The sequence below is a fragment of the Lactobacillus delbrueckii subsp. bulgaricus genome, from assembly GCF_046938665.1.
Lineage (GTDB): Bacteria > Bacillota > Bacilli > Lactobacillales > Lactobacillaceae > Lactobacillus > Lactobacillus delbrueckii_C.
Genome location: NZ_JBKZCD010000003.1, coordinates 96,609 through 115,184, shown reverse-complemented (window position 1 = coordinate 115,184; position 18,576 = coordinate 96,609). Strand labels below are relative to the sequence as shown.

Here is an 18,576-nt window from a genome sequence, read left to right as displayed (position 1 = left end):
AAAGCTAAAATAGGAAAAGTTAAAAAAGCAAAAAAGCCAAAATTTACAGACAGGAGACCTATATGAGAATCGACAAGTTTTTGAAAATTTCCCGCCTGGTCAAGCGGAGAACGGTGGCCAAGGAAATGGCTGACCAAGGCCGGGTAAGCGTGAACGGCAAGACCGTCAAGTCCAGCTACAATGTGGTTGTCGGCGACGTGATCGCTGTAGCTTACGGGACCAGGGTGATCAAGGCCCGGGTCTTAGACTTGCGGGAAACGACCAAAAAAGCGGAAGCCGGGGACTTATACGAATTAGTTGATTAATGACTTTTTCCACTGAAGCTGATATACTAAATCTATTATATGATTTTAGGATAAGGGTAGACAGTGATGGGGAACAACAGAGGAAATCATCAAAAGGTAACGCCGCTGCGGCCGGACCAGGATGTCCGCCGCCTTAAGAAGCGGCAAATCAAGTTCAGAGAAGTGCACCGGGTCCGGCGCAACCGGATCGTGGCCCTGATCTTGCTGGTCTTTGCCATTTTAGGCTTCCAGCTGGCCATGACCAAGGCCCGGACGGCCAAGATCCAGAAGCAGGTCAGCCAGAACCAGGCAAGCTTGACCAAGATCAAGAAGAATAAGGAAAAGCTGACCAACGAGCGCGACGACATGAAGGACAGCGACTACGTGGCCAAGGTGATCCGCTACAAGTACAAGTACACTAAAGACGGCGAGCGGGTCTACAACATCAAGGAAAAGGGCGATAACTGATGAATTACAAAGTTGGCCAGCGCCTTGACGGAGTAATCAACAACGTGACAGACCTGGGCATCTTCGTGACCCTGCCCAAGCATAAGAGCGGCCTTGTTCACCGCAATGACTTTGGCAGCGACTGGCCAAGAGAGCGGCAGCACTGGCAGGCAGGCGACCAGGTCAGAGTAGTGATCCAGAACCTGCGCAAGGGCCGGCTGGACTTGTCCATCCGCCGGGTCAACGATCCGGAGTTGATCGACCCGACCAACCAGTTCAGCCAGTTGAAGGCCGGCGACTTTGCCCGGGTCCTCAACCAGGTTGACCAGGAGGCGCGAGCAGAAATAGCGCAGCTGGAAGCTGCCTTGAAATAAAAACGGCCCGAGGGGGCCGTTTTTTGTATGGACGAGGGAGTAAAGCATGGACATTGAAAAAAGACTATTGGCCTTTTTCGCCGAAGAAGGCCTGCCTTTGCAAGGAAATTTCCTGGTCGCGGCCAGCGGCGGTCCGGATTCCATGGCGCTTTTGGATTTAATGCGGCGCTTGCCAGGCGACTTTCAGCTCTACGCGGCCCACTTAGACCACCAGCTGCGGGCTGACAGCCAAAAAGAGAGCCAGGTGCTGCGGGCCTACTGCCATAAGTACCAGCTTCCTCTTTATGAAAGCGTCTGGCCCAAGTCCCTTCACCCGGCAAACGGCCTGGAAGCAGCGGCCCGGGACTACCGCTACGACTTCTTGTTTGAAGTAGCCCGGCAGGTCAAGGCAGACTATTTGCTGACGGCCCACCACGGGGACGACTTGCTGGAAAATATCCTGCTCAAGCTGATCCGGTCAGGTATTCCCCGGGAAATGAACAGCCTCAAACCCGTCAGCCAGCGGGGGCAGGTCAAGCTGGTCCGGCCGCTTCTGGCGGTTGGCAAGGCGGACCTTTTGGCTTACACGAAAAAGCAAGGGCTGGAATATGTCGAAGACGAGACCAACTTTGCAGGTATCACGGCCCGCAACCGCCTGCGCCAAGAGGTCGTCCCGCTTTTGAAAAAGGAGAGTCCGGACCTCTTGGAAAATGCCTGGCGCTTCAGCCGGGAAATGACGGCGGAAGAAGACTACTTTGCCCAGGCGGCCGGCAAGTTGCCCGACCCGGAGTTCTTCTTTGGCGGCTGGCGGATTCCTAAAGTGGCCGGGCAGACGGAAAGCGAGCTGGTCAAGGCCTACCTGGAGAATTTTATCCAAAAAAAGTACAATAAAAGAGTCCAGCTGGACCGGATTCTGTTAGCCAACCGGCAAAGCCAGGAAAAAGGGGGGCTCCATCTCAGCTTTTACCAGGGCCACTACTGGCTTTATCCGGTCAAGCAGTCGGCTCCCAGCCCCCTGGAAGAAGTTGTGGCCGGGCAGCCCTTCTTTTTCAGAGGAAATTGTTATCTGTTAAGTGCGGAAAAGCGAGAGGAAAGTCCCCTGGCGGAAATATCATTTCCCGGGAAATTATCTGCCGGGAGCCTGCCAAGCGGCCAGCGCCTGCTTTTAAAAGACGGCCGCCGGACTAAGAGCAAGAAGCTTTTCGCGGCGGCTGGAATTCCGCTGGCCTTGCGGGGCAACTGCCTCAGCCTTTTTGCTGGCCAAGAAGCAGTTTATATTGCAGGCTGCTACCAGCAGGCAGTTAAAGAAGGAAAAAGGCTGCTGTATTTGTACCAAGTGAAAACATGCAAGAAAGGCAGGTAAAAACTTCGATAGTTGCCGGCTTTTATGTTAAAATTTGGGGAGTAATTCTTCGATCTGACGGAGGTCATTTATGAAAAATAATCGGAATCGACTATTTAGCAATGGTCTATTCTACATAGTCGTATTTTTGCTTCTCCTCTGGGGAATCAATTGGGCCCTTGGCGGCAGCAGCAATTCCGGTGCAACTGAAACCATCAGTTACTCAGAATTCGTGAAGAAGCTGCGCAATGGCGAAATCAAGGACTTTAACGTACAGCCGTCCAACGGGGTCTACTCCGTAACCGGTAGCTACAAGTCAAGTCAAACCAAGTCATCCTCAAGCTCAGATATCTTTGGCGGAAACACTTCTTCCAAGGTGACTGGCTTCTCAACCACGATGCTGGAAAACGACTCCAGCGTCAAGAAGGTCCAGGACCTGGCCCAGTCTGAGAACGTCAAGATGAGCACCCAGGGTGAATCACAATCCAGCAACTGGATCTCAACGATCATCATGCTGGTGCCAACTGTCCTCTTCATCGTCTTGATGGTCATGATGATGAACCAAGGCGGCAGCCGCGGCCAGGGCGGCGGCATCATGAACTTCGGCCGCTCCAACGTCAAGCCGCAGGACCCGAAGAAGAACAAGGTCCGCTTTGACGACGTGGCCGGTGAAGAAGAAGAAAAGCAGGAACTGGTGGAAGTTGTCGAATTCCTGAAGAACCCGGCAAGATACACCAAGCTGGGGGCAAGAATCCCGTCTGGTGTCCTGCTTGAGGGGCCTCCGGGTACTGGTAAGACCTTGCTGGCCAAGGCCGTAGCCGGTGAAGCAGGCGTACCGTTCTTCTCCATCTCTGGTTCAGACTTCGTTGAAATGTTCGTCGGGGTCGGGGCCAGCCGTGTCCGTGACCTGTTCACCAACGCCAAGAAGAACGCGCCAAGCATCATCTTCATCGACGAAATCGACGCCATCGGCCGCCAGCGTGGCAATGGCCAGGGCGGCGGCAACGATGAACGTGAACAAACCTTGAATCAGCTGCTGGTTGAAATGGATGGTTTCGAAGGCGACGAAGGCGTTATCGTCATGGCCGCGACCAACCGGTCTGACGTGCTTGACCCGGCCTTGACCCGGCCAGGCCGTTTTGACCGGAAGGTCCTGGTTGGCCGTCCGGACGTCAAGGGCCGGGAAGCCATCCTGCGCGTTCACGCCAAGAACAAGCCGCTGGCTGACGACGTCGACTTGAAGGAAGTTGCCCGTCAGACTCCTGGCTTTGTCGGAGCTGACCTGGAAAACGTCCTTAACGAAGCTGCCTTAGTCGCAGCCCGCCGGAACGGGACCAAGATCACCGCGGCCGACATCGATGAAGCTGAAGACCGGGTAATCGCTGGTCCAGCCAAGAAGGACCGGATGATTTCCAAGAAGGAACGCGAACGCGTGGCCTTCCACGAAGCTGGTCACTCAATCTGTGGTCTGGTTCTGAGCGACTCAAGAACTGTCCGCAAGGTGACCATCGTGCCTCGTGGCCGGGCAGGCGGCTACAACATCATGCTGCCGAAGGACGACCAGTTCATCTTGACCAAGAAGCAGCTCTTTGAGCAAATCGTTGGTTTGATGGGTGGCCGGGCCGGCGAAGAAGTCGTGGTCGGCGACCAGTCAACTGGGGCTTCAAACGACTTTGAACAAGCCACGGCAATTGCCCACAGCATGGTGGTCAACTACGGGATGACCGATGAACTGGGCATGGTTGAACTGGAAAAGGAAGGCGAAGGCACTCCTTACGGCTTCAAGCCTTACAGTGAAGCAACCGCGGCCAAGATCGACGAAGCAGTCAAGAAGATCCTGGACGAAGCCCACGCCAAGGCGGTTGAAATTGTTGAAAACAACCGGGAAAAGCACCGGATCATTGCTGAAGCCCTGCTGAAGTACGAAACTCTGGATGAAAAGCAAATCTACTCACTCTACAAGACCGGGAAGATGCCTGAAAAGTCCAGCGAAGAGTTCCCATCTGAAGCCAAGGCCTTGAGCTATGAAGAAGCCAAGGAAGCTGCTCAGAAGCGGGCAGAAGAAAAGGCTGAGGAAAAGGCGGAAGAAGATACTGCTGAAAAGCAAGCTCTGGCAACGCCAAGCGAAGACGCGGTCAAGCCGGAAACCGACGCCGCCAAGCTCGCTGAACCAGATGCTTCAGCAAGTCAAGAAGACTCTGCTGATTCTCTGCCGACGCCAAGCGAAAGCGACCTGTCAAAGGATCCTGAAAAGGACAACAATGACGCTCCTAGTCAGAAGACTGAACAAACAGACGATTCAGACAAGGATGAATAGAAGAAATAGAGCCGGCAACGGCTCTATTTTTATGGAGGAAAATCATGAACGACTACTTAATCAAAGCAATCAATGCCAGCAAGGACCTGCGCCTTTTGACCATTAACGGCAAGGACCTGGTCGCTGAAGCGCAAAAGCGGCACGACACCTGGTCAGCTTCTTCAGCTGTATTGGGCCGGAGCCTCTTGGGCACGCTTCTCTTGGCCGGGGCAGAATTAAAGGGCGACCAGGAACTGACTTTGCGCCTCTTGGGCGATGGCCCGGTTGGGGCAGCCGTGGTTACGGCCAAGTCAGATTTGACTGTTAAGGGTTATGTCCAAAACAACCACGTGGCCTTGCCGGCCAGAGAAGACGGTCACATCGACGTTAAGAAGGCTGTCGGCAAGGGCTGGCTGCAGGTAACCAAGGACCTGGGCTTAAAGCAGCCTTACACTGGTGAAGTACCGATCGTGTCCGGGGAAATCGCTGAAGACTTGACCTACTACCTGGCCAAGTCAGAACAGATCCCGTCAGCTGTCGGCCTGTCAGTTTTCGTCAACCCGAACGACACCATCGGGGCCGCGGGTGGCTTTTTGCTCCAGGCACTGCCAGGGGCCAGCGAAGAACTGCTGCAGGAAACTGAAGACCGGATCAAGGCCCTGCCGCAGCTCTCATCCGCCTTTTTGGACGGGATGACGCCGGAAGATTTGGCCAAGAAGATTTTGGGTGATGACTGCAAGATCCTGGAAAAGGACGAGGTCTCCTACCACTGCGACTGCTCCAAGGAGAAGTACGCCGGTATGCTGGAGACCTTGAAGGGCAGCCAGCTCAAGGAAATGATCGACGAAGACCACGGGGCTGAACTGGTCTGCAACTTCTGCGGGGACAAGTACAACTTCACGGAAGCAGAACTGCAAGCCATTTTGGACAAAAAGCTGGAAAAATAACTTTTTCTCCCTTGACGAAAATTGAAAATTACTTTATGCTCTAATTATAGTTAAATTAAGTAAAGCTTAAGAAGATGAGTAGTCAGGGGAAGCCTCTACAGAGAACTGTTGGTGCTGAGAAACAGGAGGCGGAAGCTGGCGAAGATGGTCTTGTGTTGGCATGGTCCCGGCGAGTCGCTGATAAGCCGGACCCGCTTAACGCCCGTTAGCGCGTTCAGATCTTCTGACTGGAAGACTTCAAGGGCCCTGGCCGTGAGGCGGGGCTGAATAAAGGGTGGTAACGCGCGAAGACGTCCCTTGGCCTCTGGGCCAAGAGGCGTCTTTTTTTCTGGCAGAGCATCTGTTGAGGAAGCTTTTTTGCTTTGAATGATGGGTGGTAACACGCTACTAGCGTCCCTGGGTTAATCTCAGGGGCGCTTTTCTTTTTAAGCTGCGATGTGTTTGTTAATAGTTGTTATTTCTAGTAAAAAACGGAGGAAATCATGACCTTGAAGAAAATTACCGCTGCCGGTCTTTTGACCGCCTCAGCCCTCGTTTTAGCCGCTTGCGGCCAGCAAAAGAGCTCCCAGTCCCAAACCAAGCAAGTCCTCAACTGGACCGAAAGTGCCCAGATCTCAACCCAGGACCCGTCACTGACGACTGACTCCACTTCCTTCCAAGCTCTTTTGAACACCCAGGAAGGGCTCTACCGCCTGGACAAAAAGCAAAAGCCCCAGCTGGCCCTGGCCAAGAGCGCCAAGGTTACTGACGGGGGCAAGACCTATACTTTTGTCTTGCGAGACGCCAAGTGGTCCAACGGCCAGGCGATCACGGCCAATGACTTTGTCTACTCCTACCGGAGAAGCTTGAACCCGAAGACCAAGTCTTCCATGGCCTTCTACCTCTACCAGATCGTAAACGCCGAAGCCATCAATGCCGGCAAGAAGCCTGTCAGCAGCCTGGGCGTCAAGGCCTTGAGCAAAAACAAGCTGCAGATCAAGCTGGTTCGGCCGGTTTCTTACTTTAAGCTCCTGCTGGCCTTCCCGCTTTTCTTCCCGGAAAACCAGCAGTTTATTGAAAAAGCCGGCAGCAAGTACGGGACGGCGGCCAAGTATACCATTTCCTCCGGCCCTTTCAAGCTGACCAAGTGGACCGGGTCCAACAAGCAGTTTACTCTGGTTAAAAACCAAAACTACTGGGACAAGAAGAACGTGAAGCTGGACAAGGTCAACGAAACCATCAGCGAAACTTCTTCAACTGCCTACAACCTTTACCAGGCTGGCAAGCTGGATGAAACTTACCTGACCGGGGAACAAGTCAAGGCCAACAAGGGCAAGTCCACCTTCTACGACCGGCCGGCTTCCGCTATCCAGCGCCTGGAACTGAACCGCAAGAAGGTCAAGGCCTTTAACAACTTCAACATCCGCCGGGCCCTGTCCTTGGCTATCGACAGAGAGAGCTTGGCCAAGGTCTTGAGCGACGGGTCAGTGGCGGCCAAGGGCTTCGTCCCATCTGGCATGGGGAACAACCCGACGACCGGGGAAGCTTTTTACAAGGAAGCCTATGTCAAGGAAGCAGTCAGCTACAACTTGAAGGAAGCCAAGAAGTACCTGGCCAAGGGCTACAAGGAACTGGGCATCAAGTCCCTTAACCTCAATCTGACGGTCAGCGATACTGACTCCGCCAAGCAGGTGGGTGAATTCCTGCAAAGCAAGCTGGACGAACTGCCAGGGGTGAAGATCACCGTGACGACCCTGCCATACACGACCTTGATCTCCCGGCAAAGCGCCGGCAACTACCAGCTGACCATCAAGAACTGGCAGGCTATCTTAGGTGACCCGATCAACTTCCTGGACGTCTTTGAAAAGGACTCCAGCTACAACACCAGCGGTTTTGCCAGCAGCAAGTACGACCAGCTGCTCAATGAAGCCGAAAACGTCTACGGCAACAAGCCGGTTCAGCGCTGGAAGCGGCTGGTGGCAGCTGAAAAGCTGTTGATGAATGAACAGGGGACTATCCCGCTGATCCAGACGGCTAAGCCGCAGCTGGTGCAAAGCTACGTCAAGAACGTGTCCTACAACCCGCTGGGCATCCCTTACGACTTCAAGCTTGTTTATATCAAGAAATAGGAGGCAGGCATGGCTTTTTCTAACCTTGATTTTTTAGAAAAAAACTTCATCCACTACGCCAAGGAAGACACCCAGTCCAAATACGCCAATAAAGACCAGCTTCCGACCACGCCTAATCAGGTCAAGATGATGAAGGAACTGGCTGACCAGGTCAAAGACTATGGCCTTGACTCTTATTACAATGAAAAAACTGCCTTTGCGATCGGCCACCTGGCCGCTAATACGGCAGGCGTTGCCCCAATCGGCTTTTTCGCCCATGTGGACACGGTTGAATATGACGACCGCTTCCCCATCCGCCCCCAAGTCCACCGGGACTACCAGGGGCAAAAGCTGGCCCTGGACGAGGCAAACGGCATTTTCCTGGACCCGGAAGAATTTCCTGACCTGCTGACCTTAAAGGGGCAGACCCTGATCACCAGCGACGGGAAAACGCTTCTGGGGACTGACGACAAGGCCGGGGTGGCTGGCCTGCTGGCGGCTCTCAAGTATCTCCATGAGCACCCGGAAGTTGAACATGGCGACATCTATGTGGCTTTTGGCCCGGATGAAGAAATCGGCCTGGGCGGGCAGCGCTTTGACCCGGCTGATTTTCCGGGAGTGGAATTTGCCTATACCTTGGACAATGGCCGGCCAGGCGACTTTGAATACGAGACCTTCAATGCCTCAGCCGCTGATTTGACGATCAAGGGAACCGTGGTCCACCCGGGTGAAGCTTACGGGCTGCTGGTCAATGCCACGACGATCATGACAGAATTTTTGGCGGCCTTGCCTAAAGACCAGGTGCCGGAAAAGTCCCGGGGCCACGAGGGCTTTATCATGGTCACGGACGCCCAGAGCAGTGTCGATTCAGCCCATGTCGGCTTGATCATCCGCGACTTTGACTGGGATGAATTTTTGGCTAAAGAAGATTTGGTCAAAAAGCTCGTCGCTTCCTTAGGGGAAAAATACGGGCCAGACCGCTTCCAGCTGGACCTGCGCCGGCAGTACGAGAATATCTACAACGGGGTCAAGGACCGGCCTTATGTGGTCAACCTGGCCTTAGACAGCTATGAAAAAGCCGGCCTGGCGCCAAATGTGCAGACCTTTAGAGGGGGAACCGACGGGAACTTCATCACCAAAAAGGGAATCCCGACCCCCAACCTCTTCAATGGTGGGGGCAACTACCACGGCCGCTACGAATACGTGACGGTCGAGCAGATGGACAAACTGGCCGAGGTCTTGGTGACGATCGCGGCTGAGCATGCCCGCCAGAGCAAGGAGGGGCAGGACGACCGGCCTCTGGAAAAATACTGGTAAAGATAAGAAGAGCATCCTCTTTTAACAGGGGATGCTCTTTTAGCGGGCTTTTGATTTGTCCTTCAGGCCTATTCTTGTTATGATATAAAGTTGTAGTTATTGAAAGGAAAAAGGTGGCAATGGACACTACTTGGAAGATACGTGAAATCGAAATCCCCAACCGGGTAATGGTAGCGCCGATGGCTGGCGTTTCCAACATGGCTTTTAGAAAAGTCTGCAAGGAATTCGGCGCCGGCATGGTTGTCTGCGAAATGATTTCCGACCACGGGATCATCTACGGCAACAAGAAAACCTTGAGCATGCTGGACGTCGACCCGGGCGAGCACCCGATGAGCATCCAGATCTTCGGGGGGACGGAAGACAGCCTTTTGCAGGCGGCCCAGTACATCGACCAGCACACCGATGCCGACATCATCGACATCAACATGGGCTGCCCGGTGCCGAAGGTAACCAAGACTGACGCGGGTTCCAAGTGGCTTTTGGACTCAAACAAGATCTACCAGATGGTCCACAAGGTTGTCCAGAACGTGGAAAAGCCGGTGTCCGTCAAGATGCGGATCGGCTGGGACCGCAAGCACATTTTTGCCGTGGAAAACGCCCTGGCCGCCCAGGAAGCCGGCGCTTCCATGCTGGCCATGCACGGCCGGACCAGAAAGCAGATGTACCAAGGCGAAGCTGACTGGGAAACCCTGCATGAAGTAGCCCAGGTCATGGACATTCCTTTCGTGGCCAACGGGGACATCACGACCCCGCAGCTGGCCAAGAAGGCCCTGGACGAGATCGGCTGCACGGCTGTCATGGTTGGCCGGGCCGCCTTGGGCAATCCTTGGATCTTAAAGGAAATGACCCACTACCTGGCAACGGGCGAAGAACTGCCGAAGCAGTCCGTCCGGGAAAAGGTGGAAACCGCCAAGCACCAGCTCGACGGCCTGGTCCAGCTGCATGGGGAAAAGCGGGCCGTGCCGGAATTTCGCCAGCAGGCAGCATATTATTTGAAGGGAATTCCCCGTTCAGCCCGGACTCGTGCTAAAATAAATGAAGTCTGGACGCGTCAAGAGGTTTTTGACCTGCTTGACGAATTCGTCGAAACTTACGAAAAAAGGGCGCGGCAGAAGCAAGACCGCGCCGCTGATACCCAATCTATGTAAATGGAGGAAAAACACGTTGGCAAAGAACGAAATTAACGACCAATTGCTTGTTCGTCGGCAAAAGCTTGAAGAACTCAAGGAGATGGGGATTGAACCCTTCGGCCGCAAATATGACCGGGAAGCCCTGGCCCGCGACCTGGACGAAAAGTACTTGGGCCTTGACAAGGACGAACTGAACGCAAATATGCCGAAGACCAAGATCGCTGGCCGGATGCTGGCCAAGCGGGGCAAGGGCAAGGTCGGCTTTGCGGACCTCTATGACCGTAGCGGCAAGATCCAGATCTACGTCCGCAAGGACATGGTCGGTGAAGAAAACTACCAGATCTTCAAGAAGGCGGACCTCGGTGACTTCCTGGGCGTTGAAGGCGAAGTCTTCAAGACTGACTCAGGCGAATTGTCTGTCCGGGCCCAGCACGTGACCTTCCTGTCCAAGGCTTTGCGGCCACTGCCTGACAAGTACCACGGTCTTAAGGACGTTGAATCCATTTACCGCCAACGCTACCTGGACTTGATCACCAACCAGGAAAGCTACCAGCGCTTCGTTAACCGGACCAAGATCATCCAGGCCATCCGTGACTACTTGAACGGGCAGGACTTCCTGGAAGTTGAAACGCCAGTTTTGCACAACATCCCAGGCGGGGCGGAAGCACGTCCGTTCATCACCCACCACAACGCTTTGGACATCAACCTCTACATGCGGATTGCCCTGGAATTGCCACTGAAGCGTCTGATCGTCGGTGACATGGAACGGGTTTACGAAATCGGCCGGGTCTTCAGAAATGAAGGGATGGACCTCAAGCACAACCCTGAATTTACTGAACTGGAAACCTACGCTGCTTACTACGACTTCCACGATGTCATGGATGAAGCTGAAGGCATCATCCGGGCAGCGGCCAAGGTTGTTTCAGAAGACGGCAAGATCAACTACCAGGGCACTGACCTGGACTTGGGCAAGCCATTCCGCCGGGTGCACATGGTTGACCTGATCAAGGAACTGACTGGCGTTGACTTCTGGCAGCCAATGACTCTGGAAGAAGCCCGGAAGGTTGCCGCTGAACACCATGTTGAAGTTGAACCTTACTGGCAAGTTGGCCACATCATCAATGCCTTCTTTGAAGAATTTGGTGAAAAGACCATCGTTGACCCAACCTTCGTTTACGGCCACCCAGTTGAAGTTTCACCGCTGGCCAAGAAGAACGCGGATGACCCGCGCTTCACTGACCGTTTCGAAATCTTCATCATGGGCAATGAATACGGCAACGCCTTCTCAGAACTGAACGACCCGCTTGATCAGCGGGAACGGTTCGAAGCCCAAATGGCTGAACGTGACGCCGGCAACGACGAAGCCGACATCATCGACGAAGACTACCTGCGGGCCATGGAATACGGTATGCCACCTACGGGTGGTCTGGGCATTGGGATCGACCGTCTGGTCATGCTTTTGACCAACGCGGCTTCAATCCGTGACGTCCTCCTCTTCCCAACCATGCGGCCGGAAAAAATCGTCGACGACGAAAAGAACATTAAGCTGGACAAGTAGTCCAGACCGCTAAATTTAACTCTCCAGCTTTGCCTGGAGAGTTTTTTGTTTAAAAAAATAAAACGAATCGTTTTCAAGATATGAATATTAGAGCTTTTTTGCTAGAATATAGGCAATCAAATTGCGAGCTGTTTTTAGAAAAGGTGAATTTTTGCCAATCTACAAATACTTATTGTCGATTTTAACCACTATCTCCGCCTTGGCCGGGTCCTTTTTGGCTGCCAGCAGCGGCTTGCCGGCTTATTTGGCCGGTCAGCCAGTCAAGGCGGGGATTTTTGCCGTCCTCTGCCTTTTAGAAGGACTTAGCGCCTACCTTCTCTGGCAGCCGGGGAAGCGGGCATTAGCCATCTTGAATGGCGGCCTGCTGGCGGCAGCTTTGCTTTTGTTTTGGCAGGGAGAAGGCCTGGCAGCTGGAAGTGCCCTGGCTTTATTGGCAATCAACTATTTGCTGAAAAGGGAAGAGACCTGGGCCTGGACTCTGGCTTTAGTCTTGAACCTGGTCTTTGCTGCTTTGACCATGCTGCCCCACCAGTTCATGTCCTTCCCGGCTGCTTAGTTTTTTCACGAAAGAAAAAAGAAGAAGGCCGACCAATTGATGTACGAGGTGAAAAAGCAGGGCGGGGGCAATGTTTTGCTAGCCCGGTCTTGATTTTTTCCGGAAAAAAGATTGACTTTGGACAAAAAGCTCGTATACTTTAAATACAGATTAAGTTTAGCTGGGAAAGTGCTTTCAGCGGCTTGATTTGGTGAATAGGACGATCAACCAGGAAATCACTGCCATGATTTCCTGGTTTTTGTTTGCCGCTTTTTTCTAAAAAACGGATTGACATTTTCCCTAAGGCTAGTATACTTAAAACTAAATTAAGAACTGATGAAGAAAGGAGAACCAAGATGGAATTCGCAGCTAAGAATTGTCAAATGCAAGTCATGCCAATGAACATGCTGATGTCCAGCATGCCTTTTAGCGTAGAAGCGAATACCTGTGGTTCACCATCCTAAGATCGTTACTGTATTGAAGATAGTAAAGGCCGCCTGAACTACTGGTTAGTTGGGCGGCTTTTTTTACGAGGTAAGGTTCATGTGCAGGAAACGGTATCAACAGACGAAACGCTGGCTGATCCTCTGGCGGGGAGAAGCGATTGGGGCCAGCTACATGTGTCGCTTGTGTTTGTAACAGCAATATTTCAGCAATCTAATCATTTCCAACAACTAACAACTAAAAAATAAATATTACACAGCAACAACACAAGCGAGGTAAAAAAACATGAGTAAAGAAGCTATCAGCAACGAAGGTTTGTCATTTGAAACTTTGCAGGTTCACGCCGGCCAGCCAATCGACGAAACTGGCGCCCGGGCAGTGCCGATCTACCAGACCACGTCCTATGTCTTTGCCGACGCTGACCAGGCAGCTGGCCGCTTTGCCTTGACCGACGCCGGCAACATCTACAGCCGTTTGACCAACCCAACCACGGCTGTTTTTGAAAGCCGGGTAGCTGCCCTGGAAGGCGGCACTGGCGGTGTTTCCCTGGCAACTGGGGCGGCAGCGATCACCGCGGCTATCTTGAACGTAGCCGGGGCGGGCGACGAAATCGTGGCTGCTTCCACCATTTACGGCGGGACCTACGACCTGTTTGCCCAGACCTTGCCGCCTTTGGGCATCACGACCCACTTTGTTGACCCAAGCGACCCGGCCAATTTTGAAAAAGAAATCAACGACCATACCAAGGTGGTTTACGCTGAAACCATCGGCAACCCGAATGCCAACTTGATCGACATTGACGCGGTAGCAGCAGTGGCCCATAAGCACGGGGTTTTGGTCATCATCGACAACACCTTTGCTACTCCTTACCTCTACCGGCCATTTGAACATGGGGCTGACGTGGTTGTTCACTCAGCGACCAAGTTCTTCGGCGGCCACGGGACGACCATGGGCGGGGTAGTCGTGGAAAGCGGCAAGTTTGACTATGAAAAGTCCGGCCGCTACCCGACTTTCACTAACCCTGACCCGTCCTACAAGGACGTGACTTGGGCCAAGCTGGGGGCTGGGGCCTTTACGACCAAGATCCGGGCAACGGTTCTGCGCGACACCGGGGCCAGCCTCAGTCCTTTCAACGCCTTCCTTCTTTTGCAAGGTTTGGAAAGCTTGTCCTTGCGGGTTGAACGCCACGTCTACAATGCGCAAAGAGTAGCTGAATACCTCAGCAAGCACCCGAAGGTTGCCTGGGTCCGCTACCCGGGCCTGGCCGACAGTCCGGACCATGCCCTGGCTGAACGGGACTTCCCGAAGGGGGTCGGCTCAATCTTCACCTTTGGCCTAAAGGGCGGGGAAGAAGCCGGCAAGCAGCTGATTGACAACTTGAAGCTTTTCTCCCTTTTGGCCAACGTAGCCGACGCCAAGTCCTTGATCATCCAGCCAGCTTCAACCACCCACGCCCAGCTGAACGACGAAGAACTGGCCAGCGTCGGGATTACTCCGGACTTGATCAGAATTTCCGTTGGGGTGGAAAATATCGACGACCTTTTGGCCGACCTGGACCATGCCCTGGCCAAGCTGTAATTTTTGAAAAATTCTCCTTAATACTAAAAAGCATGCTAAAAAACGTTTCCTGCTTGAGGAAACGTTTTTTGTGTCTACATCTTCTTGATAGTCTCCATGTCATAGATGGAGTAGTCGCAGCGGTAGATAAAGAGCCGGTGGCCGTCGACATTGATCTGGGTGGTTGACGGCATGTCAGTGGCACTGACCCGGACCTTGTTGCCGGCATAAACGGCGATCGGCTTGCCGGCTTGGGACCGGATCATGATGACCTTGCCCTTGGAGAGCCAGTCGTTTCTGAAATTGTTGTACATTATTGACAGAACCGGGATGGACCGCTGCTTGTCGGTAATGGTGACCTTTTTGGAAAAAGTATCCTCGTAATTGCGCAGGCCTTCGTTAGCGATCAAGCTGGAGCCGACATGGATCATCTGCTGGCCGCCGAATTCCACGTCGATGACCTTGGACTGCTCGTCGCCGCTGGAATTTTTCTTGCTCATTGGCTTGTAGGTCTCAATGTGGACTGACTTGCCCTTGATCTGGTCGATCTTCTGCCCGTCGTAGTCATAGGTGGAGACGGTAAAGGGGATGCCGACCAGCTTGGACTTGAGGTCTAAGGTGTAGTCGCTGATCATGGAGCAGGAGGACAGGAGAGGCAGGAGGGCCAGGGCCAGGCAGGCCGCCAGGAGTCTTTTCTTTTTCATTTTTTCTCTTCCTTTCATTTAGACAAACGCTTTCTTACTCTTAGTTTAATCGAACTTGCCCCCGAGAAAAATACTATTTTTTATAAAAAAGCCCTTGCCAAGACCCGGTTTTTAGATTATCCTAATAGATGTGTTGCGGAAGTAGTTCAGTGGTAGAACATCACCTTGCCATGGTGGGGGTCGCGGGTTCGAATCCCGTCTTCCGCTTCTTCGGGAATTAGCTCAGTTTGGTAGAGCGCTACGTTCGGGACGTAGAGGTCACAGGTTCAAATCCTGCATTCCCGATTAGCCAATGTGTGATCAAAGCGTTGCTTTCTAGCGGCGCTTTTTTCTCATTTATGGGCAAAAAAGACTTGCAAAAGAGAAAATTTTTGGTAAACTAATAAATGTATCGCGGAAGTAGTTCAGTGGTAGAACATCACCTTGCCATGGTGGGGGTCGCGGGTTCGAATCCCGTCTTCCGCTTCATCAAAGACTCGCTAATTTAGCGGGTCTTTTCTTTTTGCCTTATAATAGATCTGCAGGGCACCTGGCTTGTCGAAAAGATCGGGAAATGTTATGCTTGCAAGCATAGCAATTTTTGCCTTTTTACCTATTTATTGGCAGACATGAAGGAGGAAATCATGGCAGCAGCAAGTCAGGCAGAGTACGAGTTATTGCTTGAGCAGGCCAAGGCCTTGACGGCCGGGGAGAGCGACTGGATCGCCAATACCGGCAATGTTTCGGCCCTTTTGAAGGCGGGGATGAAAAACGTTAATTTTGCCGGGGTCTACCGCTTTGAAAAGGGGGAATTGATCCTGGGACCCTTCCAGGGGATGCCAGCCTGCGTGCACATCCAGCTGGGCAAGGGGGTCTGCGGGAAAGCAGCCCTGGAAAAGAAGACGCAGATCGTGGCCAATGTCCATGACTTCCCGGGCCACATCGCCTGCGACAGTGCCTCCAATTCCGAAATCGTCGTGCCGGTTTTTAACCGGGATGGCAGCCTTTGGGGCGTGTACGACTTTGACTCGACTAATTTAAACAATTTTGATGATTTGGACCAGAAGTACTTAGAGCAGATCGCGGCAGTCGCTTTAGGCAACTAGGTCCGGTGTGAGGCGATTTTTATATGCAAAATTCATACAGTAAGAGCAGCAGACAGGTCTTGGAAATTGCCCAGGAACAAGCCAAGGAGTTTCACCACCGCCTGGTCGGGACTGAGCACGTCCTTTTGGCCCTGGTAATCGAAGCTGACGGCAAGGCCGGCAAGATCCTGCGGACCATGAACGTGACGCCGACCGGAGTCAGGGAAGAAATCGAGCGCTACACGGGCTACGGCTCAGCGGCCCCGACCAGCTACATGGAATTTTCTCCCCGCCTGACTTTGGCGCTGGATTATGCCAAGCGGAATTCTGAACTCCGGTCCAGTAAGGAAATCGAAACGACTGACATTCTCCAGGCTTTGGTCTCTAGTGAGCAGATCCTGTCAGCCATGATCCTGCGCAACCTGGACGTGGACCTGGAAAACTTGAAAGACGAACTGGACGACGCCAACCAGGTGACCGGGGAAAGCAGCCAGGCCAGCCGGCCAGCCGCGGCAGGCAGCAGCCAGTCGCAGACGCCGATTTTGGACCGTTTTGGGATCGACTTGAACCGGCGGGCTAAAGAAGGCGACATTGACCCGGTGATCGGCCGCCAGCGGGAACTGGACCGGGTGATTCAGATCCTGTCCCGGCGGACCAAGAACAACCCTCTTTTGGTTGGTGAGCCTGGGGTCGGCAAGACCGCGGTCGCTGAAGCTTTGGCCAGCGCGATCGTTGCTAAAAAGATTCCCCGGGACCTGGCTGACAAGCGGGTGGTTTCACTGGATGTCAACAGCATGGTGGCCGGTACCCGCTACCGGGGTGAATTTGAAGAGCGGATGGACCGCTTGATCAAGGAAGTCACCGCCAGCAAGAATGTCATTCTTTTTGTCGACGAAATCCACTCTTTGGTCAAGGCCGGGGACGCGGAAGGGGCGATGAGCGCCTCCAACACCTTGAAGCCGGCCTTGGCCCGCGGGGACATTCAATTGATCGGGGCCACGACTTTTGAAGAATACCGCAAGCACATGGAAAAAGACTCGGCCTTTGTCCGCCGCTTCCAGCTGGTCCGCCTGGCTGAGCCAAATGAAGAGGAAACCCTGCAAATTTTGCATGGGATCAAGGACAAGTATGAAGACTACCACCGGGTAGCCTTATCAGAAGAAGCCTTACAGGCAGCAGTTGACTTGTCCAGCCGCTACATTGCCGACCGCTACCAGCCGGACAAGGCCATCGACTTGATCGATGAAGCCAGCGCGGCGGTTAAGCTGGCTAATGACACTGGCGAAGACAAGGACCTGGCTGAAATCGATTTGGAAATCAGCCGGACTCTCAAGCAGAAGAACGATGAAGCTGCCAAGCAGAACTTTGCCCAAGCGGCCAAGCTGCGCGACCAGGAAATCGCCTTGCGGCAAAAGCGGAATGAGATTGCCAAGAAGCTGGCCGGCAAGGATGAGAAGCGGTCAGTCGTTGGGGCTGAAGACGTGGCCAAGGTGGTCTCCATCTGGACCGGGGTTCCGGTAACCCAGCTTAAGACCAGCGAAAACAAGCGCCTGGCCCGCCTGGAAGGGATCCTGCATGAAAGAGTCATCGGCCAAGACGATGCCGTCAAGGCCGTGGCTAATGCCATCCGCCGGTCAAGAAGCGGCTTGAAGGACGAGAACCGGCCGATCGGTTCCTTCCTCTTCCTGGGCCCAACCGGGGTCGGCAAGACTGAACTGGCCAAGGCCGTGGCTGAGGCAGTTTTTGGCTCAGAAGACAACATTATCAGAGTCGACATGTCAGAGTACATGGACCGGGAATCTTCCTCCAAGCTGATCGGGTCAGCGCCTGGCTACGTTGGCTACGAAGAAGGGGGCCAGCTCTCTAACAAGGTCCGGGAACATCCTTACTCAGTCGTTCTTTTTGATGAAGTGGAAAAGGCCAACCCGGAAATTTTCAACGTCTTGCTGCGGGTTCTGGATGAAGGCTTCATGACTGATTCTCTGGGCCGGAAGGTCGACTTCAGAAACACGATTATCATCATGACTTCCAACCTGGGTTCCAGAAGCCTGGAAGCTGACAGCCACGTGGGTTTCTCTGCCAGCCAGGAGGACCAGGGCAAGCTGATCGCGGAAAAGGTAACCAAGGCCACCAAGGATTTCTTCCGGCCGGAATTTTTGAACCGGATCGATGAAAAGATCGTCTTCAAGCCGCTGGAAGCCAAGCAGCTGCGGGAAATCGTGACGCTTCTGACCCGGAAGCTGGTCAAGCGGCTGGCGGAAAAGGACATTACTTTGCGCCTGTCGCCAGCTGCCTTGGACCAATTGGCCAAGGACGGCTACAATCCGGAAATGGGGGCCCGGCCATTGCGGCGGACTATCCAGGATGAAGTTGAAGACGAATTGGCCCAGGACCTGGTCAGCGAAAAGCTGCAGGCCGGCGACACGGTCAAGATTGGCGCCCGGGGCGGCAAGCTGCGCTTTGAAATCGTCAAGGCCCAGACTGGTGAAAAGATCAAGGGATAAGCTGAAC

Annotated in this window: 15 protein-coding genes and 3 tRNA genes; 17 read left to right on the top strand and 1 reads right to left on the bottom strand. The window is 53.5% G+C overall.

Annotated elements, in window-relative coordinates; genetic code table 11:
• Nucleotides 1–62 precede the first annotated feature (62 nt).
• The 12 genes from ACLUXO_RS03250 (at nucleotide 63) to ACLUXO_RS03195 (ending at nucleotide 14,318) form a co-directional block, all read left to right on the top strand.
• A complete protein-coding gene (locus ACLUXO_RS03250; RefSeq protein WP_002878680.1) occupies nucleotides 63–305 on the top strand; it encodes an RNA-binding S4 domain-containing protein in 243 nt (80 codons plus the stop codon).
• A gap of 66 nt (nucleotides 306–371) precedes the next feature.
• Complete coding sequence (locus ACLUXO_RS03245; RefSeq protein WP_412136294.1) at nucleotides 372–752, top strand: FtsB family cell division protein; 381 nt, start codon at nucleotides 372–374, stop codon at nucleotides 750–752.
• Complete coding sequence (locus ACLUXO_RS03240; RefSeq protein WP_412136293.1) at nucleotides 752–1,105, top strand: S1 RNA-binding domain-containing protein; 354 nt, start codon at nucleotides 752–754, stop codon at nucleotides 1,103–1,105. Before ACLUXO_RS03245 ends, ACLUXO_RS03240 begins: the two co-directional genes overlap by 1 nt.
• Nucleotides 1,106–1,151: 46 nt before the next feature.
• Entirely contained in the window at nucleotides 1,152–2,447 is a 1,296-nt protein-coding gene (gene tilS / locus ACLUXO_RS03235) for a tRNA lysidine(34) synthetase TilS (RefSeq protein WP_412136292.1), read from the top strand.
• A gap of 70 nt (nucleotides 2,448–2,517) precedes the next feature.
• Entirely contained in the window at nucleotides 2,518–4,743 is a 2,226-nt protein-coding gene (gene ftsH / locus ACLUXO_RS03230) for an ATP-dependent zinc metalloprotease FtsH (RefSeq protein WP_412136291.1), read from the top strand.
• A 44-nt stretch (nucleotides 4,744–4,787) separates the two neighbouring features.
• Nucleotides 4,788–5,669 carry an Hsp33 family molecular chaperone HslO gene (gene hslO / locus ACLUXO_RS03225; RefSeq protein ID WP_412136290.1) on the top strand — a complete coding sequence of 294 codons (882 nt, stop codon included), beginning with the start codon at nucleotides 4,788–4,790 and terminating at the stop codon, nucleotides 5,667–5,669.
• Between the two features lie 482 nt (nucleotides 5,670–6,151).
• The gene (locus tag ACLUXO_RS03220; protein WP_412136289.1) at nucleotides 6,152–7,777 is read left to right on the top strand and encodes a peptide ABC transporter substrate-binding protein; all 1,626 of its coding nucleotides are present in this window, start codon (nucleotides 6,152–6,154) and stop codon (nucleotides 7,775–7,777) included.
• 9 nt (nucleotides 7,778–7,786) lie between these two features.
• Nucleotides 7,787–9,073: a peptidase T gene (gene pepT, locus ACLUXO_RS03215; protein WP_412136288.1), complete on the top strand. Its 1,287-nt coding sequence runs from the start codon at nucleotides 7,787–7,789 to the stop codon at nucleotides 9,071–9,073.
• 119 nt (nucleotides 9,074–9,192) lie between these two features.
• On the top strand, nucleotides 9,193–10,221 hold the full coding sequence (gene dusB, locus ACLUXO_RS03210; RefSeq protein WP_412136287.1) for a tRNA dihydrouridine synthase DusB: 1,029 nt from the start codon (nucleotides 9,193–9,195) through the stop codon (nucleotides 10,219–10,221).
• A 16-nt stretch (nucleotides 10,222–10,237) separates the two neighbouring features.
• Nucleotides 10,238–11,761 carry a lysine--tRNA ligase gene (gene lysS / locus ACLUXO_RS03205; protein WP_412136286.1) on the top strand — a complete coding sequence of 508 codons (1,524 nt, stop codon included), beginning with the start codon at nucleotides 10,238–10,240 and terminating at the stop codon, nucleotides 11,759–11,761.
• Nucleotides 11,762–11,912: 151 nt separating this feature from the next.
• Entirely contained in the window at nucleotides 11,913–12,317 is a 405-nt protein-coding gene (locus ACLUXO_RS03200; RefSeq protein ID WP_412136285.1) for a hypothetical protein, read from the top strand.
• 708 nt (nucleotides 12,318–13,025) lie between these two features.
• The gene (locus ACLUXO_RS03195) at nucleotides 13,026–14,318 is read left to right on the top strand and encodes an O-acetylhomoserine aminocarboxypropyltransferase/cysteine synthase family protein (protein ID WP_412136284.1); all 1,293 of its coding nucleotides are present in this window, start codon (nucleotides 13,026–13,028) and stop codon (nucleotides 14,316–14,318) included.
• A gap of 74 nt (nucleotides 14,319–14,392) precedes the next feature.
• Here ACLUXO_RS03195 and ACLUXO_RS03190 read toward each other — a convergent pair whose 3' ends face one another.
• Complete coding sequence (locus ACLUXO_RS03190; RefSeq protein WP_003616936.1) at nucleotides 14,393–15,019, bottom strand: DUF5052 family protein; 627 nt, start codon at nucleotides 15,017–15,019, stop codon at nucleotides 14,393–14,395.
• 117 nt (nucleotides 15,020–15,136) lie between these two features.
• Here ACLUXO_RS03190 and ACLUXO_RS03185 point away from each other — a divergent pair.
• The 5 genes from ACLUXO_RS03185 to ACLUXO_RS03165 all read left to right on the top strand — a co-directional run bounded on the left by ACLUXO_RS03185 (nucleotide 15,137) and on the right by ACLUXO_RS03165 (nucleotide 18,569).
• Nucleotides 15,137–15,208, top strand: a tRNA-Gly gene (locus ACLUXO_RS03185).
• Between the two features lie 4 nt (nucleotides 15,209–15,212).
• Nucleotides 15,213–15,286: transfer RNA gene (locus ACLUXO_RS03180), tRNA-Pro, on the top strand.
• Between the two features lie 108 nt (nucleotides 15,287–15,394).
• Nucleotides 15,395–15,466 (top strand) — tRNA-Gly (locus tag ACLUXO_RS03175).
• Nucleotides 15,467–15,624: 158 nt separating this feature from the next.
• Complete coding sequence (locus ACLUXO_RS03170) at nucleotides 15,625–16,086, top strand: GAF domain-containing protein (RefSeq protein ID WP_270447267.1); 462 nt, start codon at nucleotides 15,625–15,627, stop codon at nucleotides 16,084–16,086.
• A gap of 23 nt (nucleotides 16,087–16,109) precedes the next feature.
• On the top strand, nucleotides 16,110–18,569 hold the full coding sequence (locus tag ACLUXO_RS03165; protein ID WP_412136283.1) for an ATP-dependent Clp protease ATP-binding subunit: 2,460 nt from the start codon (nucleotides 16,110–16,112) through the stop codon (nucleotides 18,567–18,569).
• Nucleotides 18,570–18,576 lie beyond the last annotated feature (7 nt).

Bases quoted from the DNA above. Each gene is read 5' to 3' on its own strand.
- ACLUXO_RS03250 (WP_002878680.1), top strand. From the start codon at position 63: ATGAGAATCGACAAGTTTTTGAAAATTTCCCGCCTGGTCAAGCGGAGA.
- ACLUXO_RS03245 (WP_412136294.1), top strand. From the start codon at position 372: ATGGGGAACAACAGAGGAAATCATCAAAAGGTAACGCCGCTGCGGCCG.
- ACLUXO_RS03240 (WP_412136293.1), top strand. From the start codon at position 752: ATGAATTACAAAGTTGGCCAGCGCCTTGACGGAGTAATCAACAACGTG.
- tilS (WP_412136292.1), top strand. From the start codon at position 1,152: ATGGACATTGAAAAAAGACTATTGGCCTTTTTCGCCGAAGAAGGCCTG.
- ftsH (WP_412136291.1), top strand. From the start codon at position 2,518: ATGAAAAATAATCGGAATCGACTATTTAGCAATGGTCTATTCTACATA.
- hslO (WP_412136290.1), top strand. From the start codon at position 4,788: ATGAACGACTACTTAATCAAAGCAATCAATGCCAGCAAGGACCTGCGC.
- ACLUXO_RS03220 (WP_412136289.1), top strand. From the start codon at position 6,152: ATGACCTTGAAGAAAATTACCGCTGCCGGTCTTTTGACCGCCTCAGCC.
- pepT (WP_412136288.1), top strand. From the start codon at position 7,787: ATGGCTTTTTCTAACCTTGATTTTTTAGAAAAAAACTTCATCCACTAC.
- dusB (WP_412136287.1), top strand. From the start codon at position 9,193: ATGGACACTACTTGGAAGATACGTGAAATCGAAATCCCCAACCGGGTA.
- ACLUXO_RS03195 (WP_412136284.1), top strand. From the start codon at position 13,026: ATGAGTAAAGAAGCTATCAGCAACGAAGGTTTGTCATTTGAAACTTTG.
- ACLUXO_RS03190 (WP_003616936.1), bottom strand. From the start codon at position 15,019: ATGAAAGGAAGAGAAAAAATGAAAAAGAAAAGACTCCTGGCGGCCTGC.
- ACLUXO_RS03170 (WP_270447267.1), top strand. From the start codon at position 15,625: ATGGCAGCAGCAAGTCAGGCAGAGTACGAGTTATTGCTTGAGCAGGCC.
- ACLUXO_RS03165 (WP_412136283.1), top strand. From the start codon at position 16,110: ATGCAAAATTCATACAGTAAGAGCAGCAGACAGGTCTTGGAAATTGCC.